22 protein-coding genes and 1 tRNA gene are annotated in these 26522 nt (G+C 50.3%); 15 read left to right on the top strand and 8 right to left on the bottom strand.

The features are described 5' to 3' along the window. Positions 1 to 320 precede the first annotated feature (320 nt). From typA to Pla110_RS11445, 5 genes are all read left to right on the top strand, one after another. Complete coding sequence (gene typA / locus Pla110_RS11465; RefSeq protein ID WP_144995898.1) at positions 321 to 2135, top strand: translational GTPase TypA; 1815 nt, start codon at positions 321 to 323, stop codon at positions 2133 to 2135. Positions 2136 to 2701: 566 nt separating this feature from the next. Beyond that, the gene (locus Pla110_RS11460) at positions 2702 to 3061 is read left to right on the top strand and encodes an STAS domain-containing protein (RefSeq protein ID WP_144995897.1); all 360 of its coding nucleotides are present in this window, start codon (positions 2702 to 2704) and stop codon (positions 3059 to 3061) included. A 261-nt stretch (positions 3062 to 3322) separates the two neighbouring features. Then, positions 3323 to 3748: an ATP-binding protein gene (locus Pla110_RS11455; RefSeq protein WP_144995896.1), complete on the top strand. Its 426-nt coding sequence runs from the start codon at positions 3323 to 3325 to the stop codon at positions 3746 to 3748. 220 nt (positions 3749 to 3968) lie between these two features. Further along, a tRNA-Asn gene (locus tag Pla110_RS11450) sits at positions 3969 to 4041 on the top strand. A gap of 324 nt (positions 4042 to 4365) precedes the next feature. Continuing rightward, on the top strand, positions 4366 to 4560 hold the full coding sequence (locus Pla110_RS11445; RefSeq protein ID WP_144995895.1) for a hypothetical protein: 195 nt from the start codon (positions 4366 to 4368) through the stop codon (positions 4558 to 4560). A gap of 42 nt (positions 4561 to 4602) precedes the next feature. On the opposite strand, the gene Pla110_RS11440 is transcribed toward Pla110_RS11445, so the two are convergent. The 5 genes from Pla110_RS11440 to Pla110_RS11420 all read right to left on the bottom strand — a co-directional run bounded on the left by Pla110_RS11440 (position 4603) and on the right by Pla110_RS11420 (position 8904). After that, complete coding sequence (locus Pla110_RS11440; protein ID WP_144995894.1) at positions 4603 to 5496, bottom strand: nucleotidyl transferase AbiEii/AbiGii toxin family protein; 894 nt, start codon at positions 5494 to 5496, stop codon at positions 4603 to 4605. After that, positions 5493 to 6095 (bottom strand): type IV toxin-antitoxin system AbiEi family antitoxin domain-containing protein, encoded by a 603-nt coding sequence (locus Pla110_RS11435; RefSeq protein ID WP_144995893.1) that lies wholly within the window; start codon positions 6093 to 6095, stop codon positions 5493 to 5495. The genes Pla110_RS11440 and Pla110_RS11435 overlap by 4 nt, the downstream gene beginning before the upstream one ends. 363 nt (positions 6096 to 6458) lie before the next feature. Beyond that, positions 6459 to 6863: a hypothetical protein gene (locus tag Pla110_RS11430; protein ID WP_144995892.1), complete on the bottom strand. Its 405-nt coding sequence runs from the start codon at positions 6861 to 6863 to the stop codon at positions 6459 to 6461. Continuing rightward, positions 6860 to 8404, bottom strand: coding sequence for a recombinase family protein (locus tag Pla110_RS11425; RefSeq protein ID WP_144995891.1), 1545 nt, complete (start codon positions 8402 to 8404; stop codon positions 6860 to 6862). Before Pla110_RS11425 ends, Pla110_RS11430 begins: the two co-directional genes overlap by 4 nt. Beyond that, positions 8401 to 8904, bottom strand: coding sequence for a DUF2924 domain-containing protein (locus tag Pla110_RS11420; RefSeq protein ID WP_144995890.1), 504 nt, complete (start codon positions 8902 to 8904; stop codon positions 8401 to 8403). The genes Pla110_RS11425 and Pla110_RS11420 overlap by 4 nt, the downstream gene beginning before the upstream one ends. A 354-nt stretch (positions 8905 to 9258) precedes the next feature. On the opposite strand from Pla110_RS11420, the gene Pla110_RS11415 reads away from it, so the two are divergent. The 5 genes from Pla110_RS11415 (at position 9259) to Pla110_RS11395 (ending at position 13419) form a co-directional block, all read left to right on the top strand. After that, positions 9259 to 10017 carry an Rrf2 family transcriptional regulator gene (locus Pla110_RS11415; RefSeq protein ID WP_144995889.1) on the top strand — a complete coding sequence of 253 codons (759 nt, stop codon included), beginning with the start codon at positions 9259 to 9261 and terminating at the stop codon, positions 10015 to 10017. A 99-nt stretch (positions 10018 to 10116) separates the two neighbouring features. Then, positions 10117 to 10782 (top strand): sigma-70 family RNA polymerase sigma factor, encoded by a 666-nt coding sequence (locus Pla110_RS11410; RefSeq protein ID WP_197440144.1) that lies wholly within the window; start codon positions 10117 to 10119, stop codon positions 10780 to 10782. A gap of 74 nt (positions 10783 to 10856) precedes the next feature. Then, a complete protein-coding gene (locus Pla110_RS11405; RefSeq protein ID WP_144995887.1) occupies positions 10857 to 11255 on the top strand; it encodes a hypothetical protein in 399 nt (132 codons plus the stop codon). 279 nt (positions 11256 to 11534) lie between these two features. Beyond that, the gene (locus Pla110_RS11400) at positions 11535 to 12263 is read left to right on the top strand and encodes a DUF4230 domain-containing protein (protein ID WP_197440143.1); all 729 of its coding nucleotides are present in this window, start codon (positions 11535 to 11537) and stop codon (positions 12261 to 12263) included. Between the two features lie 25 nt (positions 12264 to 12288). Next, a complete protein-coding gene (locus Pla110_RS11395) occupies positions 12289 to 13419 on the top strand; it encodes a hypothetical protein (protein WP_144995885.1) in 1131 nt (376 codons plus the stop codon). Positions 13420 to 13536: 117 nt separating this feature from the next. On the opposite strand, the gene Pla110_RS11390 is transcribed toward Pla110_RS11395, so the two are convergent. From Pla110_RS11390 to Pla110_RS11380, 3 genes are read right to left on the bottom strand one after another with little or no spacing between them, the layout of a single operon-like run. Continuing rightward, complete coding sequence (locus tag Pla110_RS11390) at positions 13537 to 14247, bottom strand: hypothetical protein (protein ID WP_144995884.1); 711 nt, start codon at positions 14245 to 14247, stop codon at positions 13537 to 13539. A gap of 42 nt (positions 14248 to 14289) precedes the next feature. Then, a complete protein-coding gene (locus Pla110_RS11385; RefSeq protein WP_197440142.1) occupies positions 14290 to 15843 on the bottom strand; it encodes a serine/threonine-protein kinase in 1554 nt (517 codons plus the stop codon). After that, positions 15840 to 16451: a sigma-70 family RNA polymerase sigma factor gene (locus tag Pla110_RS11380; RefSeq protein WP_197440141.1), complete on the bottom strand. Its 612-nt coding sequence runs from the start codon at positions 16449 to 16451 to the stop codon at positions 15840 to 15842. Before Pla110_RS11380 ends, Pla110_RS11385 begins: the two co-directional genes overlap by 4 nt. Before the next feature lie 226 nt (positions 16452 to 16677). Here Pla110_RS11380 and Pla110_RS11375 point away from each other — a divergent pair, with 226 nt between their 5' ends. The 5 genes from Pla110_RS11375 to Pla110_RS11355 all read left to right on the top strand — a co-directional run bounded on the left by Pla110_RS11375 (position 16678) and on the right by Pla110_RS11355 (position 26501). Further along, positions 16678 to 17634 (top strand): amidohydrolase family protein, encoded by a 957-nt coding sequence (locus Pla110_RS11375; RefSeq protein ID WP_231742383.1) that lies wholly within the window; start codon positions 16678 to 16680, stop codon positions 17632 to 17634. After that, on the top strand, positions 17634 to 18413 hold the full coding sequence (locus tag Pla110_RS11370) for an amidohydrolase family protein (RefSeq protein WP_144995882.1): 780 nt from the start codon (positions 17634 to 17636) through the stop codon (positions 18411 to 18413). Before Pla110_RS11375 ends, Pla110_RS11370 begins: the two co-directional genes overlap by 1 nt. A 47-nt stretch (positions 18414 to 18460) precedes the next feature. Continuing rightward, a complete protein-coding gene (locus tag Pla110_RS11365; RefSeq protein ID WP_144995881.1) occupies positions 18461 to 21559 on the top strand; it encodes a PVC-type heme-binding CxxCH protein in 3099 nt (1032 codons plus the stop codon). Positions 21560 to 21840: 281 nt separating this feature from the next. After that, positions 21841 to 23130: an efflux RND transporter periplasmic adaptor subunit gene (locus Pla110_RS11360; protein ID WP_144995880.1), complete on the top strand. Its 1290-nt coding sequence runs from the start codon at positions 21841 to 21843 to the stop codon at positions 23128 to 23130. A 95-nt stretch (positions 23131 to 23225) separates the two neighbouring features. Beyond that, positions 23226 to 26501, top strand: a complete 3276-nt coding sequence (locus Pla110_RS11355; protein ID WP_144995879.1) for an efflux RND transporter permease subunit — start codon at positions 23226 to 23228, stop codon at positions 26499 to 26501. Positions 26502 to 26522 lie beyond the last annotated feature (21 nt).

The following is a 26522-nucleotide window of genomic DNA, read 5'->3' as shown; positions in this document are numbered from 1 at the left end:
TTGATGTACAGTTTCCATTACCTGGTATGTCGAGACGATTCCGGAGCCAGAATAGGTAAATTTTCCTCCCCTATAGGGGCTATGAGGCAAATTGGGACTATCTCTTTCCCCGGGAAATCTGCTAAACTCCGCCGCTCGCTCAGCGCTGGCAGTCGTGCTAACAAGGAGTCTACAGGTTCCCGCCTAATCGACCCTCCGGACAGACGGACATTCCCAGAGATAGTTCTCCACCGTCATACCGTACCGCTTTTGCCCCTTATATTTCCCTCCCCGGGATAATACCCCGCGGATTTTCCAAAAACATTTTCTGGTGACATTCTATGCTCCGCAACGATTTACGCAACATTGCAATCATTGCACACGTTGACCATGGCAAAACAACTTTAGTTGACAGCCTGCTGCGCCAGTCGGGTCAGTTTCGAGATACGCAGTTATCTCAAGCCTGTATTCTTGACTCCAACGATCTTGAACGCGAGCGAGGGATCACGATTCTCTCCAAGAATATCGCCGTGAATTATAAAGGGGTAAAGATTAATATCATCGATACCCCTGGTCACGCCGACTTCGGTGGAGAAGTGGAACGCGTCCTGCGAATGGCCGATGGAGCATTGATCCTGGTCGATGCCTTCGAAGGTCCACGCCCTCAGACACGCTTCGTCGTTCAGAAAGCCCTCGAATGCGGTCTGCAACCGATCGTACTTGTCAATAAAATTGACCGACCTGATGCCCGTCCGGAAGAAGTCCTCGACGAAACCTTCGAATTGTTCGTCGAATTGGGCGCTTCGGAAGAGGCACTCTCGTTTCCGTTCATGTTTGCCAGTGGCCGCGATGGTTATGCCAGTGAAGATCCTGCTCTTCGAGAAGGAAACATGGAGCCATTGCTCGATATGGTGCTCGCACAGATTCCTGGCCCTGATGTTAATCCGGACGGTCCATTCCAGATGATGTGTACTACCCTCGACTGGTCCGACTTCGTCGGCCGAGTTGTTACGGGCCGCATCGCCAGTGGAAGTGTGAAAAAAGGCCAGAAGGTCGTCGTGATGCGTGAAGATGGTCGGCACGATACCGGCGAAGTCACCCGCGTGGAAGTCTTCGACAAACTGGGTTGCACCGAGGTCGATCGAGCCGAAGCGGGAGACATTGTCGCCTTGACTGGTCTGCCTGATCCGGAAATTGGCGACACCATTTCCTGTCCCGTCAATCCAGCCTCTCTGGAGCGAATTTCCGTTGACGAACCGACTTTGTCGATGCTGTTCACAGTCAACACCTCTCCTCTGGCCGGACAAGACGGAAAGTTCCTCACGACTCGTCACCTGCGAGCCCGACTAAAACGTGAACTCGAATCGAACGTCGCCCTACGCGTCGAAGAGGCAGAAGACCGAGACTCTTTTTATGTGTCCGGCCGTGGTATTCTGCACCTGTCGATTCTGATCGAGCAAATGCGACGAGAAGGTTACGAACTTTCGATTGGAAAACCAAAAGTCATTCGCAAACAAGTCGACGGTGTCTGGCACGAGCCTTACGAAGTTCTCGTTGTCGATGTGCCGACCGCCGATGTGGGACCCGTGATGGAAATCGCTGGTAACCGACGCGGACAAATTGTGGAAATGACAGCGAGCGACACCGGGTTGACTCACCTCGAGTTTTCCATTCCAGCTCGTGGTCTGATTGGTATCAGAACACGTCTGTTAAACGCAACTCGAGGCGAAGCGGTGATCCATCACCAGTTCGATAGCTACAAACGGGTCGAAGGAGAAGTTCCCCATCGTAAAAATGGTGTTCTGATCTCTCAGCTTTCTGGAAGATCTGTCGGTTACGCCCTCTGGAAATTGCAGGATCGTGCAGAAATGTTCGTGAATGTTGGCGAAGAAGTGTACGAAGGTATGATTGTGGGTGAAAACTCACGCGACTCGGACATGGTCGTTAATCCAGTTCGCGAGAAAAAACTGACCAACGTACGTTCTTCAGGTGCTGATGACGCGATCGTGCTGAAACCACCCAGAAAACTGACGCTGGAAGCGGCTCTCGAATACATCGAAGATGATGAATTCGTCGAAGTCACTCCAACCATCATTCGATTACGTAAGATGCATCTTACGGAAAACGCTCGTAAGCGAAGTTCACGCGTAAAATAGTCCTGATACTTTGAGACTGTGCATCTGCGATCCCGCTGACAATATAATATCACAGCATATTATATCAGCGGCCGCAGCGTGTTTTCTCTTAAATCAGAATGTGGTGAACCCTTACTTATAGCAGTCGCTCTATCCCTAAGCTGGGTAGTTGCGCGCTCGTGTCCGTTTTACCTGACCGGACTACAGCAAATAAACCTGAGCGATTTGCATCGATTCGGTGGACTTCCGCTGGCTGGGCGCAAATCATGTGATAAGCTGAAGTTGCTTGACAGGTACGCGCGAAAGGGCGATCATAGGTGTCTACCTCGTAAGTGGAAGACAACACAGGATTTCCTGTACGCAGAGCCTTTCAGAACAGGACGTATCTAGTCATGTTCAACCTACGGTTCCTTTCTCAGCAATTATTCCAGTCTCGTCTTACTTTGCGTGTATGAGTCCTGAGAAACCTCACGGATTCGCTTACTCGCAGGTTTGAACTAACCTTTACGAAACATCTCACCCACTTTACTGAACTTGTCGCTTCAGTAAGTGTATCCCTGGCTGGCTTCATTGAACGGAAGATAAAGATGTCGAGCGGTGGTCTCCGAAGAATTGATATAGACGAATTCGGCGATATCACAATCGCCAAATTCATAGATAATAAAATTCTCGATGAAACAAACATCCAGATAATTGGCAATCAGTTGTTCGCTCTGGTTGAGCAGGATGGACGCAAGAAAATCATTCTCGATTTTTCGAGCGTCGAATATCTCTCCTCAGCCGCATTGGGCAAGCTGATTACCATGGAGAAAAAAGTGAAAGCCGCTCAGGGCAACTTGCGGCTGTGTAGTATTCGCCCCGAGATTTACGAGGTTTTTGCGATCACGAAACTGAATCAGGTCTTCACGATTTGTGATGATTCTGATGAAGCACTCCAATCGTTTTAGGTGAACTTTTGTGTATAAGATTTAGGACTGTTACCTGCGTGAGCAGGTCAGAAAATTGATAAGAAAGACTTACTCAATCTCTCTTCGACGAGTTATCCTGATTCCAGCAATGAATATTTTCGTCTGAATATTACTTCGCTCTCCATTGATATCGAAGTTAAACTCGACGCATCTGCCTTACTTTCCCTTCATGCCGTCTCTCTTTTCCACTGTTTGTATTGAATTGGTTTATTCAAACCAGTGATCAAGGTATTCCCTGTTATGTCAGCTAGCGAATCATTCCAGGTAACGATTCCCAGCGATATTGCTGAAGGACAGGCGATACAGGAACGCATCGTGAGCATGCTCGAGGAAAGAGACTACACGATGCGAGACGTCTTCGGGGTCAAGCTGGCATTGGAAGAAGCGATCGTCAACGCCATCAAGCACGGCAATAAATACGCGACGGATAAACAAGTCCACATCGATTGGGAAATCGATGACGACGCAGTCCGCATCCAGATTGAGGACGAAGGTCCTGGTTTTGACCCCAGCGACATCCCCGATCCAACCTTGTTGGAAAATCTGGAACGCCCCTCTGGTCGTGGAATCATGCTGATCCGGGCCTATATGACCTCCTGCGAATACGAGGACAGAGGACGACGGGTTGTGATGGAAAAGCAGCGGTCGACCGAACCGGCAGAATGAACCGTAAATCACGGACGATTTCGTCGAAAACCGGGAAAACCGGCTGTGGTTTGGCTTGCAAGCGAACCTCGATTCGTCTATTTGTATCTACTCGATTGGAGCAGTAAACCGCCCAGGCTTTGGGAAAAATCGAGCGATTAGCAACCTGTTTTTTATTTCAGAACAGACCAGCTAAGATTGCTTGACTCAAAGGGTTACGCTGCTACAATACGCGACATATTCCCCTGTAGCTCAATTGGTAGAGCGAGCGGCTGTTAACCGCTAGGTTCAAGGTTCGAGTCCTTGCGGGGGAGCTTTAAAAGGAAGAGCGAATCTTCGCTCCTCATAGGTTTACGAAAACGCTGATCACGAAAGTGGTCAGCGTTTTTTTGTGCGCAGTTGGAATTCACCCTTAGTATGGAGTGTTTCAGCTGCCGGTCTCTAACCGGTCTTCCATAGCCTTATTTTCTCTGTTTCGAATCAGAGATACGGGAGCCCGTGAGAAACAGTACCTTTTCGGTAAGAACACCGAGAGCAACCCTCGAAAAGTCTCTGTGTCTCTGCATTGGAGAGGCGTTTGGGTTAACACCATCGTTCGGTTCGGTGCCCGAGGACAACGGTTAGAAAGAATTTGCGGCATGCGAAATATCTTTGATCAATACCAACAGCCTGAGAACCGAATGACACATGCGCTCGCTACCGTCCTGCAGTTGGAACCGAGTCTGCTCCGTCCCTTTCTGACCTGGCTCGGTGTGGATGAGGTCCCGCGAGCAAAGTCTTTGCGAATCACGCAACAGCAGGTTCGGAGAGGACAGGAAAAGAGACGGTGTTGATTAAGCGATTTGAGGTTTCCAGTGGATGGGAATGACCGTCTATTATTTCCAGGGGCCACCTGCCTCCCATTTTAGTTCGTCCTCTTGCGGGTGAATAATCGGCTCTAGGAATTTGATCGTAGCTTTCCAAACATCTTCAAAATTTGCGGGAGCGACCTCGTTCAGTTGGCTTCGCTTCAAAAATGCCTGCCATTGCTTCTGCTTGTTTTCAGATGTGCCATACTCTTTAGAGAAGCACGATGCATTCGTATCCAGTTCTGTGTCCCGGCGTCGGAAAGTGGACCGGACTGCTTTATCGAGCAACGATTTAGTGAATGAATGGAATTGTGACAGTGCCCATATGTCATAGAAATCTTTCATTCGACTGTTGAGTTCTCCTAACTTGACCATCGCTTCAAATTTCTCCGCGATGGCGGTCTCTGGGTTGTAGGCATTCAGTTGGGGAGCGGGTTGGTCCAAAATCGTTGGAAAGGTCATATCCACCGGCCCGGGAGTAACAATGTCACTGAATCCAATGTCGATTTGCATATCCAGTCGCGCGGAATCCAGATTGCCTCGAAATCGGGCGCGCACTCCTTCGTACAACGCGTCTTCGGCGATTCGCTCCGTTATTATGTTCTCGGTATCAAAAATCAATCCATCGGGTTCCGTCTCAGTCTGATTGATTTCTATGATCACTCCTAGTACGGCATCCAAGTCGTTGGATATTTGGGCGAGCATATCGATGTCTCTGGTTGGGCGTGTCGTCGGTATTTGCCATGCTGTCAGCATCATGGCTCCTTTCAACACGAACTTCTCTGAATAGCGACTTTGGGATAACCGGTAGAGCCACCGCTCCAGAGCATATCGTAAGAGGAGTTCGTTGAAACGTTGCTTCCTTTCGCGGGAAATGTTTAAAAGTTTCTGTCGTACAGAGGCTGCGATGTTTTTGGTCATGTTGTGGCCTCCAGATATGGACGGATCTGTTTCGAAACCCTATCGATTTTGGCGTATTCCAGTACCTTCTGCAGTGAAGAATCTTTACGTCTCTGGTAGTTGTTGAGTGCCTCGAGGAAGACGTCGAGCCCGATTTTATTCCGATACTTGAATGTATCCGCGAGGGTCTTCTCCGAGTCATAGACCTTAACCTTGAAGCCATCGATTTCTTTTTGGATGATTCCCGATTTGTATGCGAGATCGGAAAATCGATAGATCTTTATGGGGACTTCATGACAGACGGGATATCGTGCCGTCCTTGGGATGGCGAGATGAACTTCGTGCGGTATCTGCGTGGTGAGTTCATGGATCGCAAGTGCGGATATTAGGCATACGATGCCTTGGGGAATGCGTCCGGCCACCAGTTCCAGATCCGGGTCACCTACAGGCGGTAGAGACGACAGTTTGTACAGTCCTCGCGAAATGATTTCGAGGTCGCCTTGGTCTCGTAGCGAATAGAGGGTTCGTGGGTGAATTCCGTATTCGAGAGCCTCTCTCGTCCGAATTATTCCTCCTTTTTTTGATATTATTTTTAGTGCTTTTTTACTTGTTTTCTGCATTTTTTCTCTTTTTTTCTTTCTCTTTTTGGATAAAAACGCAGCCAAATGTTAACAAGTGGCTGCGTTTTTATCCATTCTTCTTTTGAAACTTCTTCTGCGACCAAAAGCGAGAGCACACACCAGTTGCCTTAGTGCGAAATCTTTTCACTCGTACGAGAGACAATTGGTGACGGGCCGTGGATCGCAGTAACGCGTAATAACAGCGAAAAAAGCCCCCAAGCTCTCTGAAACTTGGGGGCTCCAGTAATCGGAAACGAGGGATATGATCACGTGTGTACATTCAGGCGCCGCCGAAGGTATGAGGCTATGTACCGCCGCCTTAAATGCAATCGCCTAGATGCTTTAGTTTGCGTTTGCTGATAACTACGAACCTTCTTTGGGGGCCAAAGCATTCCACATCCTCCGCTGCTGTCGCCAGTCCTCCTGCAGCACGATTGGTCGCAGATCCCGCTCGGTAACGGTGTCCCGTCCGGACTCGACCCGCGGCAGGTGAAGGATAGTTTCCTGAATGTCGGGGGCGAGGTTCAGTAGGTTCATGATTTGGGTGATTCGGGCTCGCGTGACATGTCCTAGTCGCGCCAGTTCCGCATAGTCTTCGACGACGCCCGACGCGATGTAGTTGTCGAACCGTATAGCGAGAGCCATCAATTTGGCCACACGCGGGATTCTACCGGGGGGAGCTTTCGGTTTCTCACCTAGACACATCTGTTTCCGACTGCGTCTTCCCTGCTTGAAATAGACCTTCGATGTTACTTTCAACTTGTTCATGCTACTTCTTCCACCAGCTCCTGTTTTTCGGCGAATTCCATAATCCCTGTTGGATGGAAGGTGACCGATACCGTCCCCTCCACCCCATCGTAGTCGACCCGCTCAATCAGAAGCTCGACCAAGCGAACCCGCTCGCGCACACTCAGGTTCTCCCAGATGGGATCGAATTTCTGAAGAGCCTGTGAAACAACCTCTTCGTATACCAGTTCCTTGCGGCATAGTTCCGTTTCGTCGTCGATCTCGAGTAAGCGTTGTTCTCCTGCTTTGATCCGGTCATGCAGATCAGCGAGACGTGAGGCCGGAATCTGTGTTGTTGATTCTGCGACGAGTGTCCGGATCTCTTTGTCTGCTTGTGACAGGTCGCGTTCTGTGGCCCGTTGTTCCGCCTTTAACTCTTTTGACGCTTCAATTTCACTCCGTGCCGCGGCTAATGTGGGGGCGATCATGCTGGGATCGGCCACCACGGCCCGGATTTGGTTGATGACGAAGGCTTCGATTTCGGCTGCCGGCACTGACTTGGTCGGGCAGTTCGTCCATCCTCGCTTCTGGGCATTGCTACAGACATAGTACCGGTACCGGTTGTTCCCCTTTTTGGTTATTGAATGAACCATGCCGCAATCACAGGGAGTGCAGTAGAGCAGCCTTTTCAATAAGGCTCCGAACTTGTTCCGGACGTATTTTCCACCAGTACGGCAGTTTAACTTTAAGATGCCCTGCACCTTTTCGAATATCTCTGGATCAACGATACCATCGTGCTCACCTTCGAAAAGTTCGTCCTTGTATCTGGTTTTTCCGATGTAGGCAACATTCGTTAGCAGACCATATAGATTCGTCTTGTTGAATACGGCTCCGCCTCTGGTCGTACCTTTCTTGGTGGTCCACTCCTTCGTCCCGATACCACGGCGAGTGAGTTCGTTGGCGGTGGACAATAAAGATTGGTGATCGAGATACATGTCAAATATCTCTCGGTCTTGGATTGCCTCCAGTTCGTTCACGACCAGTCGGGATGCGGCACGATCAATGTCGTACCCCAGTATCGGTGCACCACCGACGTATTTCCCTTTTCGTCGAGCGGCCGCCATTTTGTCGCGCGTTCGTTCCGAGATAATCTCTCGTTCGAATTGCGCGAAGGACAATAGGATATTGAGGGTCAACCGGCCCATTGAACTGGTTGTGTTAAACTGTTGAGTCACCGAAACAAACGAAACGCCGTGCTTGTCGAAGGTCTCCACAATCCGGGAAAAATCCATAAGCGATCGGGAGAGCCTGTCGACCTTGTAGACGACTATGCAGTCGATCTTTCCTGCCTCAATGTCATTCAGCAGGCGACGCAAGGCGGGGCGTTCCATGTTCGCTCCGGTGAAACCGCCGTCATCGTACCGGGCCGGAAGGCACAACCAGCCTTCGTTCTTTTGACTGGCGATGTAGGCTTCAGAAGATTCACGCTGGGCATCCAGACTGTTAAATTCCTTGTCGAGCCCTTCGTCCGTGGATTTCCGAGTGTAGATGGCACACCGGATCGGGCTTTTCACATCGATCATTTGCTTGCTTTCTTATCCGTCAGATTGAAGAAGCGGAACCCGTTGCAGTGCAATCCCGTAACGGCGCGGGCCACTGCGGTAAGAAATTTAAAGGTCTCACCGTGGTATTCGAAAGCGTTGGGCAGGACCATAACCTGGATTTCTTCTCCTTTGTAATCTCGGATGAGAACCGTCCCGGGCATGGGAAGACGACGGTCGTGCGATGAAGTGATCTTTCCAGTCACGCGTCGCATTCCGGTTTGCGGTTCCGCAGGGGATCGATTTACGGGCGATTTCATTCGCAGATCAGCATCTTTGGCGAGTTCTTCGGCCCGTTTCCGCGCCCGCTCGGACAGATCGCCTTCTACGTTGGCCTGCATTCTCCAGGCGACCCGCTTGATGATCCATTGCTTGTGATTAGATCGGCACGCCTCCCCAAACACGTCCTCGTATACCTCTCGCAGTTCACGAACAGATTTTCGCTCCATTACCGCGAGTTCTTTCTTGATGTTCAATGCCATGCGTTGCTCCTTACTCTCTGGGACTCTCAGTTTGTGAACCACTGGTCACAGTGAGGCTCGTTTCGCGTGAGATTACAAGTCGGTTCGCGGGTTCTTCCGAGGAGATTTCAGAACTGGGAGTCTTCAAATTCCGGTGGGAATTGTGCCGACGGATTCCGGTTGCCAGCAGAGATGCCAGTTTCCTTCGGCGAATTTCCGACGCAGTTATGTCAGAGGAGTATTCCAATTCGAGACTGGAAATAGGAGAATTCATTTTTCACCTTCTGGTTAACAGAGAAATGTCTCCTTTTCATATACGTCGACAGATCGTAAGTTGTCCGGGTTTTGATATTTTGGATGTAAAGATTGGTAAATATGACAGACGAATTGGAGTTGGAAGAGGACGAATTAAAAACTCTGGGCATTCTTGTAGAGCAATCTCAACAGGGGGCAACTGGAATGGAAAAACATATACTTTACAAAGAAGTCTCGGATATTTCACAATCTCGTTTCCGAGGGATTCTGATTTATTTACTAGGTTTGAAACTGATCACACTGACGCGCCGAACGATAATCCTCCAAGACTGCCCGCGTGTTCAATACCTTGGTGATGGACCAATCAAGCTTAGAAAAAGTAAAATTGTGTGGTTTTACGATGCGACCGCTGAAGGAATACAGTTTTTTCGCCGCTCAAAAAAACATGCCTCAAATTCGGAACCTCAGCCTTCTCTCGACCGAGCATCCGTGGAGGTGCGGAATGGAATGCAAGTGATCAAGACCAGGAGTAAGAGGATAGGTCATATGAAGGCAACTTCGTCGGGTGTCCAGCACATTAGAGCGCAGGAACGGCAGTCCGATGAAATACTGTCTCCCAACGAACAATATATATTGATTGCGATGTTCGAAATGCAGTCGACTGATTCTGACTCCCGCCAAACCCAAGCGAAAATTGACGAAAAGGCATTCGGTCCGACTTGCGATTCTAACGCATTAAAATCTGTATTTTCTAAGTTAAAGAAACGAGGGTTCATCCTCGCTAGTACTGGTCCGCGCGGAGGTTATTGGCTTTCGGAAAAAGGGAATGCGAGAGCAAAGATCTTGAAATACTCTATGAATAAAGAGGATTACCAATAAGGCACCAATAAGGCACCGAACTATCTATCAAAATTGGCAAAACTCCATCGCATAGGAATCGCCACTCCGGCGGGTTCCATCTGCGAAAGGAGTTTAGCGTTGATAAAGGTTCCCCCCCCGACGATTTCGGCACGATGCCCTGAGAATCAATCGGTTGAGAATTCTGATACCTGGCCGCGTGGATTGCCGGAATCATTACAGGGTTCCGGTTCGCGCCTCCGGAGAGTCATTTGCGTCCAGACGCGACAGCTGATTCGCCATTCCGCTTTCTCAGAGGCAGATCGGCAGGACATCGAACAGGAACTGGCTCTCGAAGTCCTGAAGAAGGTCGACAAATTTGATCCACGTCGGGCGCAACTCACGACGTTCATTGATCGCCTCATCAAGAATAAGGCGACGTCGATGATTCGATCGCGCACAGCCGCCATGCGCGACTACCGCCGTAATTCTGCGTCCCTAAATGCATCGATGCCGGACGGACACGGTGAATGCGTCGAACATTCATTGGTGCTGTCCGAAACAGCGGCAAAAAGACATACGCGACAAAGCCCTCGTGATCATCTTGAATCAGCTCAGTTGAAAGAAGACCTCGCTTCGATCTGGTCAAAGCTTTCCTCTAGGCAACGTGAACTCATGCAGCTTTTACAGGAATCTTCGCCCAACGCCATCAGCCGGCGTCCAGGCTGGTCGCGGCGACAGGTGGCGAAAACGAAAGCCGAGCTACGCCAGCTCTTCGAAGACGAGGGGCTTCAAAAATATTTGTAATCGCGGACAACTGCGCGAACGCTCGCGTATGTGTTTAGTAATGACTTTTAATCAGCTAGTTCAAGGAAGCAATCGTGGTAGCTCCTCTCATCAAATACACCTTTCACGAATCAGCAGAGATGACCGATGTGGAAGCTTCGTTGTTGCTCGCAATCTTTGCGACCGAAGCACTGCACGGTGAATCACAGGTGAGACTTGAAGCCGCACACGCATTCGACGCGGAACTCCACAGCTGTGTGATCAAGTCTGATGGTCCGGTCGGACGTGACTTGAATCGTCTCTTCGTTGGGTTTCTCCGGCGTGAATTCGGGGAGAAGTCATTTCAGATCGAACGTTTACATCAACCCATCTTAAAGGGAGCTTACAGCAGGTTACATATCCTGTTGTCCAAAATATTAAAGCCCCGGTCTTCCACGGATGACCGGGGCTTTTTTTGTGCTGCGGCTGTAAGTTCACATAATATGTGTCTGTGAATGGGAGACCAGAATTTCCCCTATACTCAAAAACAGGTTCGGGCTAATCTGCACGACAGCGATTTCCAGATCGAATTCCAAGTTCTTGGTTCAATTCCAGAATTTGTTAAAATATCGTACCAGACGGGACTTACGGCGCTACAATTATCAGTGCTCAGAGTAACGACTTGGAAAAGCGACCAGCTATTCAGAAAGTGGTATTGGGCTGCCACTACCGGCTGTGTTCGCGATAAGGCGTTTGAGCCTGCATATCTTTCTCTCCACTTCAGGGAGTGCCCGATGATTCAATCGACCGAGCACAATGTCGCTGGCTCACTTGAGGCGACCAACCATACCGATGATTCGTTTCTGAGAACAGGTCAGGCCCGCACGATTTCGCTGGTGTTTAACGGTCTTTTCGGCTTCATTGCGATTCTCCTCTTCGCTGGCGTTGCCAGTCTGCTTTATTCGCAGCAGCAGAAGACATTGACCGAGACGAGTATGGCGTCCCACATTGATGAAACGGGGAGACTTCGTCCACTATCTGAGGTTGCTGAGATTACTCGGTCCCTAAATCTAGTCACAGTCGTAATCGATTCCAAAGTACGAGTAAGAATGAGTGCGGATTCCTGGAGGGGCGATGTGTCCGCAGTCGTCGAAGCCCCTGTTCGTTATGTCTATGGCGTTGATCTCTCCAATCTGGAGCCAAATGCGTTTCATGCTGGAAAGGTCTTTGGTGGCTACGATATTGAGGTCCCACGCCCGAAGCGAATCGCGGTAGAAGTCGATGGGAGTAACCCGATTGATGAAGTCGTTCAGGTCACTGGCACCCGGTTTCGTACTCGGGCAGGAGAGTACTACCTGGGATTGGCCCGAAAGAAACTCTACGAACAAGCCAAAAAAGAGACACTCTCGGAAGAGGAAATGAAAAAAGTCCACGACACAACGAAGGAACAGATTGAAGATTTGGTTCGTCGTTTCGTAGGTGAGCGGGCCTACGTGAATGTTCGCTACGAGAATAAGCTATAATTATCGAGGGTAGGAAGGAAAACCGATGAACCGCTCACCCTTCCATCTGGGAAAGCTGGTCTGGATAAGTAAATGGAACCTGCTCCGTTTGAGTCTGGTTGTGTACCTTCTCTGGATTTTTATCGACGACAATCCTTACCGTCTCGCCCGGTTGCAGCTAAACATGATTCCCCCCGCGGACTATATCGCTGAAGTCCAGCAGTTGGCGGAAGAAAATCGATACGCCGAGGCGATCATGGTGGCGGATGTGGGTGTGAAGGAGCTCTCAGGCGATCAACTGCAGCGATTGCAGTATGTCCGCCAGAATGTCGTTGATGAGCGGGATAGTCTATTGCGCCGCGGTGGTGAATTGTTGCGTGGAGCGGTTATCGGCGAAGGGGATTCGGTCGAAGCTTTGATCGGGGCGGTCTCGGCCGATTTTATTATTGTGGGCGACGTGCGCGACTTGGTGATTCAAGGAACGAAACAAGTCGTCGATGGCGATTCTGACGAAGTTATTCTGGCCCTCTCTGCCGTGGGTCTGGCAACCACTTTGCTTCCAGAAGTCGACTGGATCGCTGCCTTGCTTAAAGTGGCTCGTAAAACAGGTTCTCTGACAGCGGGTATGTCCAAGTCGGTTGTGGCGATTTTGAAACGGGCGAAAAACACAGGTGATTACACGGCGGTTACCAAACTGTTTACGAATGTAAAAGTCATTGCCAAACAGTCGACACCCGCGGGGATGCTGCGATTGATGAGGCACATCGATAATCCCAAGCAGTTGGAGATCGTAGCGGACTTTATGAAACGAACTCCGGCGGGCGGGTATACGCTGCACGTCGCCGGAAAAGAAGGAGTCAATGCGTTAGTCAAGTCGGGCAAGAAGGTCGATGACGCCCTCGTGATTGCCGCTAAACGAGGAGACCGCGGCATGGCCTGGTTCCGCACAGGGAAATACCGCCTGCTCCGTCCGCATCCTTTCATCGGTCTGGGTAAAGGTCTCTATAAGGGAACGCTCGGTGAAATGGTGGAACGTGTCACCCGTGAATATCTCGATCCCTTCGGCTGGCTGACAATTCCCTGTCTTTGCCTCTGGTTGATCGGTGAGGTGGCATTGCTGTTCCGCCGCTTCGCGAAGACAGTCATGCTCTCCAGCCCGCGACCTCAACTTGCTTGAGTGTTGAGGTTCGTTGGTTTGTAAGACCTGAATTCTCGATCATAAAGCTCGTTCTGTTAGCAATGTTATATCGTTACCAGGTGAGTGGACATTCCGTCATTCGATTAACCCGGATTTTTATCCAAAAGGATCAGTCTCTGATGGATCATCTAAGTCGAGGTGTTCTTGAAAGGGTGCTTTCTTGGACGATGGCTCCCATTCCTCGTTAACTTGATCATTGTTAAACGATCTATACGGTACTGGCTGTGGATTAAATTGACCGGGTACATTGCTAGCCCCATTGTAGAAGCCCAATCCGTTGGCTTCATTGACCATGAGCTGTAGTTGTAGATTGACGATCTCTTCTTTTGCTTCTCGTCTTGTATCGAGTTTATCTTGAAGCTTTTTGACACGTTCCTGCACGGCCTGGACTTCTCGTTCGCGGGCTTTCAAGTCGTTGTCAAAGTAGGCAGAGAGGGCTGCGGACAGTTCTGTCTCCGCTTGCTTCTTTTCCTCATCTGTTTTGGCTGAGTGGAGATTGGAAACAGATTGCGAAATCTTAACAGAATGTGAAATAACGTTTTGTGGTATGGATCTTTCTTTAGAAGAGCTCCCTTCAAAGTTATCTACAATTGGAGGGGGATTGTCACTGAATGGGGGATTACTGAAAGGTGTACCAAAGATAGGTTCATCGGCCCCCTGAAATGGTTGTTTAACGGGAACCTCTTCCGGTACTGGTCCGGTTGATTCGACACTTTTTAACTGTTGAGCGATGGCTCGGACTTCCCAGGCAAAGAAGACTGAAAGGCAGCCGATCATGGCGATCGCAACAATAGATTTCTTATTCATTTGTCCGTTTTCCTTTGGTAGTGAAAAGTGGAATCAATTGGTTTAGTTCTGTTCGAGGTTATTCAAACTGTTCTCGATCTCATCCAATTCTTGTGTCCATTCCGGATTAGTTGTAGACGTTGGAGAAGAAAGAACGGATTCTGACTGCATGGTTTCGAGTTGATCCAACTGCTGCTGTGTAAGAAGTAAATCGGCTGCAAACTGCTGGCTGGGTTGTATATCGAGAAATTGAATCGCCATCGTGGCTGCTTCGACATCGAATGGATTCCGGGGGGCAACAAATACGGGTTGAGGAGACTTACTTGTTACTTCTTCAGGGGTCTGATCGCTTTCCAGGAGAACGAATGGAGGCTGGGTGGGCCCTTTTGCCAGATACCAATTGATTCCTACTAAAGCAAGCAGTCCTGCCATCAGTAATGAACTGATGAGGGGTGTTTTATGATTGTTCAACCACCTTCTGATCGGAGTTCGGCGTCGGAAAGCACCGGGTTGTTGTGACTTTTCGAGGAGTTGCCGTAAGGCTTCCTGCACCTGTGCCGCCGTAGCGAATCTCTTCTCTGGTTTTTTCTGTAATAACTGATTGATAACGTCAGACAAGTCATCCGGAATGTCGGCATTGTTTTCCCAGACAGGCCGGTGACGATCATTGCAGATGCGATTCAGCACTGCGAGTGGTTGTTCTGCACGAAAAGGAGGATGTCCCGTTGCCATAAAGTAGAGCAGGGCTCCCAGGCTGAATAAATCCGAACGATGATCGATCGTCAGGCCAGAGGCTTGCTCCGGTGACATATAATGCGGTGTACCGGCGATGATGCCGGAACGGGTCAAAGTGGCATCGTCTGCGGCGCGGGCCAGTCCGAAGTCGGTCAGCATCGCTCGGTCGACTCCCTGTTCCAGTAGAATATTGGATGGTTTGATGTCGCGGTGGACTACACCCTGAGCATGGGCGGCGGACAACCCTGCTGCTGCCTGCATACCGATACGTAAAATTTCGGTGACCGTTAATGGTCCCTGGCGATCAACCCGTGTTTGTAAGGAATCGCCGGGGATGTATTGCATTACTAGATAGGGAACTTCTGTCTGCGTTTCGACGTTATGGATTCCGACGACATGTTCATGAACAATCGCTGCAGCCGCGCGACCTTCGCGGGCGAACCGTTGACGGGCGGCGCCACTGTTCGCCAGATAGGCCGCAAGTACCTTCACCGCTACGGGTCGATTCAACTCGGTGTCATGCCCTTTCAGGACGATCCCCATCCCTCCGCAACCGATCACCTTTTCAATTTGGTATCGACCTAATTGACCGAGCAACTCAGGGTGAGGAGGTTTCTCCAGAAAATTAAGGTCGGGAACGAACGCTCTGGTTTGGGAACGTTGTTCATGTGAAATGCCACGATCACTTTTATAGCCCTCGCGAAGAAACGCAGAAATATCCTGCCAACCTTGTTCATCCGATGCTTTTGCCGTCAGTCGATCCTGACACTGCTGACAATGATCGATATGAGTTGTCCACAGTTGTACTTCGTTGCTGTCTATGTCTCCCGAAAGCAGCAAATTCAATTGCATGTCGTCACAATGCACTTGTTGATTACTCATCCGTTGCTCCTGTCATTAACTTCTGCATATTTGTGGGCGTGGTTGCGAATACGACCAATTACTCTGCTTCTGGCAATGTAAACGGCTCCGACGGTCATTTGCAGTCGTTCGGCAACTTCAGGAATTGGAATATCTTCGACGCTACTCATCCAGAATGCCTGCCACGTACTGGGTTGAACGTTTTCTTCGACCTGACATGCTGCCCATTGGAAAACTTCGCGTCTGAATTCCAAATCGAATAACCGGGATTCTTCACCATGGGGATCGGCATGCTCGTTCAATAGAGCTTCGATTTGAGGGCTGCCCGTTGCCCAGGGTTTATACTTGCGTCTAGTCATAAAATTGATCATCAGATTTCGGGCGATCTGAAACAGCCAGTCTCGAAACCGGGGGCCGCCTGAAATCGGCTCCCATCGATCCACCGCTCGCGAAACGGCCAGGTGGACTTCCTGTACTAATTCGTGTGCGTCGGCATCCTGAAATCCTTTTTTTAACGCCAACCGGTAGACGAGCGGTTGGTAAATGGTGACAAATTCATCCCACGCCTCGACATCAGTTTTGTCGGACAATCGGAGAATCAGGCTCGCTCGGGTTTCAGGAATATTCATAACGACTTTCAGATGGTGGGGCGGTCTATATATTAACACACTCTCCCTGCGGGAATCTTTCATGGAATCCGGAGTAATCTCGAAACAATTGCACGAATTTGAAGATCGCCGCAAGTCGTTTCTCTCATTTCAGTTGCTTGCGTGGGGTCATTTAGTGGGCTAAGGTGGAATGATCTGAAATGCCCCCCTTGAACCGACACCGCTGTAAGCCAATTGAGCGAAGCGTATGCAATTTCACTCTTCTGATGAATCCGATCTACCACTAACTCGGCGCGAATGGCTGGGCCTGAATGTTTCCCTGGCGGCGACGATGGGAATCGCCTTCAATAGCAGTAGTGATGCTGCAGAGCAGGGCGCGAAAGAATCTTTGGAACTCAATACAGGCTCTCCCTCCCGCTTCGAAATTTGGGACCAGCATTGCCATCTTTCTGGTGTCACAGGCAAGACCCCGGCGGATCGAATGGATAACTTGTTTCAATACGCCGACCGATTGAGTATCTCCAAGCTGGTTCTCTACATGGGTTGGCCATTCCAGACGACTCCCAGTGCAGAAGAACTCATTCGCCAGAACAACCAGGTTCTCGATGCTATTAAGGAGAGAGAAGACCGGGCACTTGCTTATGTCTATGTCAGCCCTCAACACTTAGAGACGAGTCTGGCCGAAATGAAGCGTTGTATCGAGCAGGGGCCGATGGTCGGTGTGAAGTTATGGGTCGCCGGACGAGCGGATGATGACGCCGTCGATGCTATCGTGACTGAAGCGACTCGCTTAAACGCAGTTGTCTTCCAACATACCTGGATCAAAACAACAGGCAATCTACCGGGGGAATCGACACCCGGAGATCTCATTGCGTTGGCAGAACGCCATCCGGAAGCGAAATTAATCTGTGGTCATGCGGGTGGAAACTGGGAACTCGGAATTCGTGCTGTGCGCAACTACCCCCATGTTTCTCTGGGCATAGCTGGATCTGACCCTACGAACGGACTCGTCGAAATGGCAGTACGTGAACTTGGAGCCGAACGTGTTATCTATGGAAGTGACGCCGGTGGACGAAGTTTTGCCTCCCAGTTGGCGAAGGTATATGGAGCCGAGATCAGCGATGAAGAGAAACAGTTGATCTTCGCCGGAAACTTGAAGCGTTTGCTGTCACCCATTCTGGAGACGAAAGGATTCGCGTCCTGATGACAGAGCTCATTGATACCAATATCCATCTCTCCCGTTGGCCGTTCCGACGCTTGCCGGGTGATGAAACTGCGAAGCTTATTGGCAAGTTAAGAAAGAAGGGAGTAACCGAAGCGTGGGCAGGAAGTTTCGACGGACTGTTTCACCACGACATCGCCAGTGTCAACGCACGATTGTCAGAAGAATGCCGCATAACTGGCGAAGGGTTGCTGGTTCCCTTTGGATCAGTGAATCCCATGCTTCCGGACTGGCGAGAAGATCTTCGTCGATGTCGCGAAGACTACTCGATGCCCGGAATTCGTTTACACCCCAATTATCATGGATACGATCTTACTATACCAGACTTCGCCGAATTGCTTGATCTCGCAGTGGAACAGAACTTGATCGTTCAGCTGGTCCTGAGCATGGAAGACGAGCGAACCCACCATCCTCTGGTGCCCGTCCCGCATGTTGATGCAGCCCCACTCGCGGATTTAGTAACCATACGGCCGAAGCTTAAATTACAGATCCTGAATGCGTTTCGTGCGCTTCCGCTTAACAAGCTGGCCCCATTGACAGGTATTGAAAACGTCAGTTTTGACATTGCGATGCTGGAAGGTGTGGGGGGCGTTGAAAAGCTATTGGAGAAAGTCTCTCCCCAACGCGTTCTGTTTGGTTCGCATAGCCCCTTCTTTTATTTGGAGTCGGCCCAATTAAAAATGGTCGAATCGGAACTGGGATGGTTTCAACGTGAAGCGATAAGCTTCGGGAATGCTCATCGTTTTCGGAATGACTCCTGACAGAACCGAACGACAACACTGACTCTCTTGAAATTAGAATCTGACTCATGATGTCGAAACAATCGATCGTCTCACTTCTAGCCCTTGCTTTTCTCTCTCTCTTCACCGTGGAGTTCATTGCTAACACGGCTGCGGATGAGACTGATGAGGTATTGGCGGAAGCTCTGCCACACATCCAACCCCTGGAACCAGATGAGGCGGAATCATCGTTCGCTTTGCAACAGGGTTTCCGGATGGAACTGCTGGCCGCTGAACCCTTGGTTTACGACCCGGTTGCAATGCAGTATGACGAAAACGGCCTCGCCTATGTCGTAGAAATGAGCGACTACCCTTACACAGGGCCCGAACACGATGTCGCCTGGCAGGAACAAACATCGCTCCCCATCGGACGCGTTCGGATTCTGGAAGACACGGATGGCGACGGAAAGTTCGACAAGAGTGATATCTTTGCCGATAAGCTTTCCTGGCCAACGGGCGTCGCCTTCTGGAAAGGGGGCATCTTCGTCGCCGCCACTCCCGACCTCTGGTACTTCAAAGATACCGACGGGGACCGCAAAGCCGATATCCGCCAGAAGGTGTTCACTGGCTTCCGTAAATTCAATGTTCAAGCAGTGATGAACAATCTAAAGTGGGGACTCGATCATAAAATCTACGCTGCCGGTGGAAGTAATGGAGGTTCCATTACCCCGGGAGATGATCCCGGCGCCAAACCGATTCAATTTCGTCGAAATGATTTTCGTATTGATCCGACGGACAACTCGTTTGAAGTATTGACTGGGGGCGCCCGGTTTGGAAATACGTTCGATGATTTCGGAAATCGATACATCTGTAACATTCGCAATCCCGCCCAGCATATCGTCCTGCAGGAAAAATATCTCGCGCGGAATCCCGACTTACCCGTCAGTCAGGCAATTAACGATTCCGCCGTTGCAGGCGACGCCATTCAGGTATTTCGCATCAGCCCTCCTGAACCCTGGCGAGTGATCAATGCCCAACGACTCGCGTCAGATGCCACGAAGAAATCTCCACGGAGTGAAATGGCTGCTACGGGATATGTGACCTCGTCCAGTGGGATCACGATTTATCGCGGTGCTGCGTATCCTGAAGAGTTTTATGGAAACGCATTCATTGCCGAAGTCGCTGGAAACTTGGTGATGCGCTATCAGCTGGAAGCGGCTGGTCCGACATTTATTGCCAATCGGGCTCAGGATGAAGTCGATTTCCTGGCATCGACGGACAACTGGTTCCGCCCCGTCAACTTTGTGAATGCCCCCGATGGAACCCTCCATGTTCTGGACATGTATCGCGAGACGATCGAACACCCCTGGTCGATTCCGGATGACATTAAAGCTCATCTCGACCTCGAGAGCGGTCGCGATCGGGGACGGATTTATCGACTGGCGCCGCCATCCTACCCGGAAGGCCATCAGGTTCACCGGCGTCCGCACTTAGGAAGTGCGACTATTAGTGAACTGGTCGCTGAATTGGAGAATCCCAACAGCTGGTGGCGCGAAACTGCCCATCGCCTGATTTACGAACGACAAGATCAGGCTGCTGTTGATCCATTACGCAATATTCTGAACCAAAGTGAAAATCCCATCGCCAAAGTCCATGCGCTCTGGTCTCTGAACGGGTTGGGAGCACTCGAATTTGACGACGTGGTCCAGGCCCTTAAGGATGAGTCCCCACGCGTACGGGAGCAAGCCGTCCTGTTGGCCGAGACTCGTTTACTCGAAACTCGGCCCATTCCATCCCGAGCAGCTATACCAGAGCAGAAGCTGTTATTGGACCACGTAATGCCACTGACACGGGATGAAAACGCACGAGTTCGGTTTCAAGTCGCGCTATCCATTGGCGGGGTTACTGAAGAACGCTATTCCAAAGCCATTAGCAAAGGCTTGGCCGAGATCGCAAGGCAGGACGCAGGTGATCTCTGGACTCGAACGGCTATCCTCAGTTCACCCGGTGGTCATGAAGCGGAGCTCTTGTTTGGAATGATGGCTGACCGTGCGTTTATGGAGTCGGAAGGACGTGAATTTGCAGAACAATTGGCGGAAATGATTGGCATTCGCAAACAACCCAACCAGATCGAGCAATTGCTCGGTTATTTGCTACAAGCTTCCACAGTAACTGAACCGACATTCGATCCTGTTCGAGCTGGTATTCTGACGGCATTAGGAAATGGGATGCAGCGTAGTCGATTAAACGTCTTTACCGTTATCCGGCAGAATACTTTATCCGAAGAATTATTCGTGTCGGCAGAAGAGATTGTCGGTCAAGACAATGTCGAGCCAGAGACGAAGGTGGAAGCAATTCAGCTACTTGCGCTCAAACCCTTGCTCGAAGTGAAGTCACTTTTCAAAGAACTTCTTAATCCCCAGCAACCACCGGAACTGCAACTCGCCGCCGTGGATGCCCTTGGTAAGTATATTGATCCTTCGGTTCCTGAAATACTGTTGGTCATGTACGCACAGTTGACTCCTACTGTACGCACTGAGGTGGTTGAAGTTTTACTCTCACGACCGGAACGAATTAATGCATTATTCGATGCGATTGAAGATGGGGGTGTTCCCGTCAGTGAGATTTCCCCTATCCGTCGTGGTCTGCTCATGAAAAATCGGGATGCAACGATTAAAGAACGAGCGGCGAAGTTATTCGCGACAGACACACCTGGACCGAGGTCCGAAGTGATTGAGCAATATCAGTCCGCGATCAAACTGGACAAGGATTCCATGCGAGGAGAAAAAGTCTTTCGTCGCTTGTGTACATCTTGTCATAAACTGGGTAATGAGGGTCATGACGTTGGTTTCAATCTGGCAACGATTAAAAACCGAACACCCGCTGAGGTTCTCATTCATATTCTCGACCCCAACCGGGAAGTCTCTCCGAACTTTCTGAACTACATTGTCATCACTGATGAAGGACGCACTGCAATCGGTGTGATCGCAGCCGAGACGGCATCCAGTATCACCCTGAGGCGAGCTGAAGGAAAAGAGGAGACGATTCTGCGTCAAAACATCGATGAGATCACCAGCTCCGGGCAGTCGCTTATGCCGGAAGGTCTTGAAAAAGACATCACCCCGCAACAGATGGCCGATCTAATTTCATTTTTACTGGAAAACCCACCCGCCTCTTCAGGGGAATGACTGTAAACAGGTTGATCACCTGTTCGAATAGTCATATTAAACCTCTTGCTCCGGTAGTGTCAGGCAAAAACCAGCTGAAAACTTGCGGAGAAAGGGTACCTATAGCCACTGATTATGTTCTATAATTTTGGTTAGTATGCTCATTTAAATGAAACTTACGAACCCTTCCGGTGTTTCATTATTGGTTAACCCCAGTTGAGTTTATCCCTCCCACCCCAAGATCCTTCCTCCCCCCGCAAGCTTGCGCTGCTATTGTGCCAAAGCCCGATAGGATATTGCCTGTGCCTTCTTCTGAACGACATAAAAAAATACCCGCGAGCAGTTCTCGCTTAATCTCAAAAATGCGACGGCTTTTGCTGCTAACCTTGCTGTTCCTCATTGGCTGTGGCTCAGCCGCTACGAATGAAGATTCTGATTCGGTCGAAAAGGAATTGCCGACGATAGAGGTCGCTGTACTGGAAGTGACCCCTCAGCCCTGGCCTCGGGAGATTCGCAGTCAAGGGAATTTGACACCAGATGACCGGGCGATTATCGGCAGCGAAATCGAAGGGCGAGTCGATCAGGTCCATGTTGATTTGGGGGATTCGGTGGAAGAGGGAACGCCGCTGGTCACGATCAAGCAGGAAGAGTTCAAACTTCGTGTCGAACAAGCAGAAGCTGAATTGCTACAAACTCGCTCGGCGTTGGGATTACAACCGGGGACTCCAATCTCGGCGCTTGACCCTCAGAAGGCGCCGCCCGTGATGGAGGCTAAGGCACTGTGGAGAGAAGCAAAAGCACACTTGGACCGGGCTCAGCAGCTCCAATCAAGCAATTCGATTTCCCTGGCCGAAGTGGAACAACTACAAGCAGCCACCGATGTTGCTGAAGCGCGGTATCGATCGGCCATTAACAGCGTGCAGGAGAAGATCGCGCTGATTGGAGTCAAGCAGGCTGAAGTCTCGCTGGCCAAAGATGACCTGCAAAACACAATCATCCACGCTCCGTTTAAAGGCATGGTGGTCATTCGCCAGATTTCACCCGGAACATTTGTTCGTGTCGGTGATCCTGCGATTGCTCTTGTGAGACTCGACCAACTTCGTTTTCGTGGAACGATCCCTGAACGGTATGCGTTGCAACTTTCTAAAGGTCAAAAAGTGGAGCTCGATATTGAGTCTGTACCGGAGCCTTTGGTCGTCGAGGTAACTCGTATCAGCCCCGCTGTCGATTTGGCGAATCGTTCCTTGTTGTTTGAGGCATTAATAGACAACTCCGATGGAAAACTGCGAAGTGGTCTCTTTGCGACCGGTCGCGTCGTGACTGATGAAGAGGCGACCGCCATCGTTGTCCCTTCTTCGGCGCTCGTTGAATTCGCCGGTTCAGAAAAGGTCTGGAAAGTCGTCGACGGAGCCGCAGAGGAACAACAGGTTCTTACAGGCGAACGCCGCGACGGAAGGATCGAAATCGTCAAGGGACTTCAATCCGGAGACGTAATCCTGCAAACAGGGACTGAAGGAGAAGTTGCCCGTGTGAATGTCACGAGTAGGGCGGTCGCGGAAAACAAATCTTCTCAGAGAGATCCTGCTAAGTAGTTGATGTACTGTGAATAGGGGCCACATCATTCTGTGCGACTTTCACTTTCCATAAGATTCATATACCAAACTCTACCCACCAAAGGAGCGTGCCGTTGTCTCGCTTGGCTGAAATTTGTGTTAAACGGCCGATCTTCGCATTGATGATGATCGCCGCTCTTCTGGTCGGAGGTATCACCGCTTTCCCACAGTTGGGAGTTGACCGCTTTCCCAGTATGGACTTGCCGACGATCTTCGTGCGGACCACCTATCCCGGAGCTGCCTCCAGCGAAGTCGAATCTGAAGTCACTCTTCCCATTGAAGATGCTGTCGCCACGGTCGCCGGAATTGATGAGCTTCGTTCGATTTCACGCGATGGACAATCCTTTGTGATTGTCACGTTCGATCTCGATCGTAATGTTGACGCGGCAACTCAGGATGTTCGTGATGCCGTCTCCAGTATTCTAAACAGGCTTCCTCCCGGGATTGATCCCCCGGTCGTGCAGAAACGCGACCTCGATTCTTCGCCTATTATGTCTCTGGCTGTATCCGGCCCTCGACCACCGAGGGAGCTGTACGTACTCGCGGAAAACTACGTTAAAAACGTGATTGAATCTTCCAGCGGGGTCGGAGAGGTTACCATCGCAGGTGCCTCTGATCGCGCTGTGAAGGTAGAAATTGATGCTCAGCGTCTGGCCGCGCATCGGCTATCGATTATGGAAGTCCGGGAAGCCATTATTCGACAGAATGCAGAAGTGCCCGGTGGACGACTGGACGAAGGCATGCGAGAACGCGCCTTACGCACGATGGGACGGCTAGAGCATTCCCGTGATTTTCCCGATCTTGTCGTGGCGACAATCAACGGTTCCCCCGTCCGTTTGGGGGACCTTGGTCGAGTCGAAGACTCTACCAAAGAAGTCAGAACGCTCGCTCACCTGAATGGAAAACCGGCCGTTATTCTGCAGATTCAACGACAATCGGGAGAGAACACCGTCGCTGTAATTGAAGGAATCAAAGAATTTCTCCCCCGGTGCCGCGAATTACTGCCTAAAGATGTAAAAGTAGAGATCATTCAGGACCAGTCTCGCTATATCGTTTCGGCCCTGCACGAAATTGAACAACATTTAATCTCGGGAAGTATTCTCGCCTGTATTACGGTTTTGATATTCATGCGATCCTGGCGGTCTACATTGATTGCCTCGGTCGCGATTCCAACGTCGATCATTTCGACATTCGCTTTTATGCAATGGTTTGGTTTTACACTAAACAACGTGACGATGCTGGCCCTGGTGCTGATGGTGGGGGTGGTGATTGACGATGCCATTGTGGTGCTGGAGAATATTTTCCACTGCATCGAAGAGAAAGGAATGGCGCCGGGAGATGCCGCTATTAAAGGAACCAAAGAAATCGGTATGGCTGTGTTGGCAACCACGTTGTCTTTGGTGATCGTTTTCCTGCCCGTCGCGTTTTTGAGTAGTGTGACAGGTCGAATGCTGTTTCAGTTTGGTGTAACCGCGACGGTGGCCATTCTGATTTCGCTATTCGTCAGTTTTACATTGACTCCGATGATGTGCAGTCGCTTGCTTCTTAAAAAGAAAGTCAATCCAGAAGACGAAGGCTCTGAACCTGCCTCCCGCCGAGGATTCTATCATTTGGTGGAAGTGAGCTACCTGTGGATGCTCGGAAAAGCGATGCGGTGGCGCTGGCTAGTGCTGATCATCTCTATTCTGGTAATGCTCTCTAATATTCCCCTCACCCAGTTGGTCAATCGAGATTACATTCCTCTGAATGTCGATGAGTCCGAGTTTGAAGTTCGCGCCGAAGCCAGAGAAGGGGTGACATTGACCGCCATGCGTGAGGCGATCGATTTAATCGAAACCAAGCTACAGCGTATTGACGGTATCGAAACAGTAATGACTTCACTCGGTACACGAAGTTTTGGTTCTGTGAATAGCGCTGAGTTCTTTATACGCCTGCAGGACAGTCAGGAAAGAACTTTCTCGATAGGGCGATTCTTTCGGGGACTGTTTAAGGGAAATCCGGGAGAAGCCTTTAAAGGAAACTATTCTCAACGAGACAAAATGGCCGAGGTCCGGAAGGCTCTCGGTGAGATTCCAGGAATGCGGGCCTCAGTGCGTAACCTGACTTCGTTGCGGCAGGGGGCGCCTGTCGATATCGACTTTGCGACCACGGGGCCAGAAATGCCAAAACTGCTTGATTTCAGTGCAAAACTAGCTGAAAAAGCAAAAGAGATTCCCGGTATCGTCGACGTTTACACGACCCTGCGAATCGATAATCCCGAGTTACTCGTCCGTATCGACCGTGATCGCTCGGCGGCAATGGGAATCGACGTGCAAGAGATCGCGGATACTCTCCGAATTGCCGTTGGAGGTGATGACCGCGTATCCCGCTATCGTGACGAGACTGCCAGTGATGCCTATGACGTTGAACTTCGACTCGTAGGAATTGACCGGAACAATATCGATTCAATTTCACAACTATTTGTTCGCGGCGGGTCCGAAGCAGACGAAAATGTAATTGTGAATGAAGAATTGCGCTCGCGACCGATCACCGTTCGCATGGATAACCTGGTACGTTTTGAACATAAAGAATCGGCATCCCGTATTGACCGGCTAAATCGTCAACGAATGGTTTCCGTGCGAGCGAACATCGCCGGCGGCTATGCCTTGGCTGACAGGATTGATGCGCTCCGCGCGGCTGCGGATGAAGTGGGAATCCCTTCCGGTTATGGTACACAGGTTCTCGGAGGTGGTCGCGAGTTGGAAAGAACGCTCGCAGACTTTGGTTGGACCTTCATCCTCTCTTTCGTCCTGATGTATATCGTGCTCGCCGCCCAGTACGAAAACCTGGTACATCCTTTCGTGATCTTACTATCACTTCCTCTCGCTGTTCCTTTCGGACTGTTGAGTTTGCATTTTGGAGGTGAAACCTTGAACCTTTATTCCGCACTCGGGATTCTGGTTCTGTTTGGTGTCGTGAAGAAAGCGGCCATTTTACAAGTCGACCATACCAACGCATTGCGTGCCGAAGGGTTGGATCGACATGATGCGATTATGCAGGCCAACCGGGACCGACTTCGTCCTATTCTGATGACAACGGTCTCGTTCGTCGCAGGCTTGATGCCCTTATTGATTGCGACTGGTCCCGGAGCGGAAGAACGCAGGTCGATCGCAGTTCTCGCGGTTGGTGGTCAGAGTTTTTCACTTCTGCTGACGTTATTGGCGATTCCCGTACTTTACACCTTTTTCGACGACATTGGTGGCTGGATGCATCGATTGTTTCGTATTACTGATGGAGATGAGCTGTTTGAAAATAGTTCCGAAAGCAGTTCCATAGAACCGGCGACACCAGTGGGCACCGAAATTAATTAAGAATTATCCCATTGAATTGGA

The organism is Polystyrenella longa (assembly GCF_007750395.1).
GTDB lineage: Bacteria > Planctomycetota > Planctomycetia > Planctomycetales > Planctomycetaceae > Polystyrenella > Polystyrenella longa.
The sequence above is the reverse complement of the archived record's forward strand: the minus strand, read 5'-3'. Positions and strand labels throughout refer to the sequence as shown.

Excerpts from the sequence above, each read along its gene's own strand:
- Pla110_RS11415 (WP_144995889.1), top strand. The coding sequence starts at position 9,259 with ATGACAGACGAATTGGAGTTGGAAGAGGACGAATTAAAAACTCTGGGC.
- Pla110_RS11375 (WP_231742383.1), top strand. The coding sequence starts at position 16,678 with ATGCAATTTCACTCTTCTGATGAATCCGATCTACCACTAACTCGGCGC.
- Pla110_RS11455 (WP_144995896.1), top strand. The coding sequence starts at position 3,323 with ATGTCAGCTAGCGAATCATTCCAGGTAACGATTCCCAGCGATATTGCT.
- typA (WP_144995898.1), top strand. The coding sequence starts at position 321 with ATGCTCCGCAACGATTTACGCAACATTGCAATCATTGCACACGTTGAC.
- Pla110_RS11445 (WP_144995895.1), top strand. The coding sequence starts at position 4,366 with ATGCGAAATATCTTTGATCAATACCAACAGCCTGAGAACCGAATGACA.
- Pla110_RS11390 (WP_144995884.1), bottom strand. The coding sequence starts at position 14,247 with ATGAATAAGAAATCTATTGTTGCGATCGCCATGATCGGCTGCCTTTCA.
- Pla110_RS11395 (WP_144995885.1), top strand. The coding sequence starts at position 12,289 with ATGAACCGCTCACCCTTCCATCTGGGAAAGCTGGTCTGGATAAGTAAA.
- Pla110_RS11430 (WP_144995892.1), bottom strand. The coding sequence starts at position 6,863 with ATGAACAAGTTGAAAGTAACATCGAAGGTCTATTTCAAGCAGGGAAGA.
- Pla110_RS11460 (WP_144995897.1), top strand. The coding sequence starts at position 2,702 with ATGTCGAGCGGTGGTCTCCGAAGAATTGATATAGACGAATTCGGCGAT.
- Pla110_RS11400 (WP_197440143.1), top strand. The coding sequence starts at position 11,535 with ATGATTCAATCGACCGAGCACAATGTCGCTGGCTCACTTGAGGCGACC.
- Pla110_RS11440 (WP_144995894.1), bottom strand. The coding sequence starts at position 5,496 with ATGACCAAAAACATCGCAGCCTCTGTACGACAGAAACTTTTAAACATT.
- Pla110_RS11380 (WP_197440141.1), bottom strand. The coding sequence starts at position 16,451 with ATGAATATTCCTGAAACCCGAGCGAGCCTGATTCTCCGATTGTCCGAC.
- Pla110_RS11420 (WP_144995890.1), bottom strand. The coding sequence starts at position 8,904 with ATGGCATTGAACATCAAGAAAGAACTCGCGGTAATGGAGCGAAAATCT.
- Pla110_RS11385 (WP_197440142.1), bottom strand. The coding sequence starts at position 15,843 with ATGAGTAATCAACAAGTGCATTGTGACGACATGCAATTGAATTTGCTG.
- Pla110_RS11370 (WP_144995882.1), top strand. The coding sequence starts at position 17,634 with ATGACAGAGCTCATTGATACCAATATCCATCTCTCCCGTTGGCCGTTC.
- Pla110_RS11425 (WP_144995891.1), bottom strand. The coding sequence starts at position 8,404 with ATGATCGATGTGAAAAGCCCGATCCGGTGTGCCATCTACACTCGGAAA.
- Pla110_RS11435 (WP_144995893.1), bottom strand. The coding sequence starts at position 6,095 with ATGCAGAAAACAAGTAAAAAAGCACTAAAAATAATATCAAAAAAAGGA.
- Pla110_RS11365 (WP_144995881.1), top strand. The coding sequence starts at position 18,461 with ATGATGTCGAAACAATCGATCGTCTCACTTCTAGCCCTTGCTTTTCTC.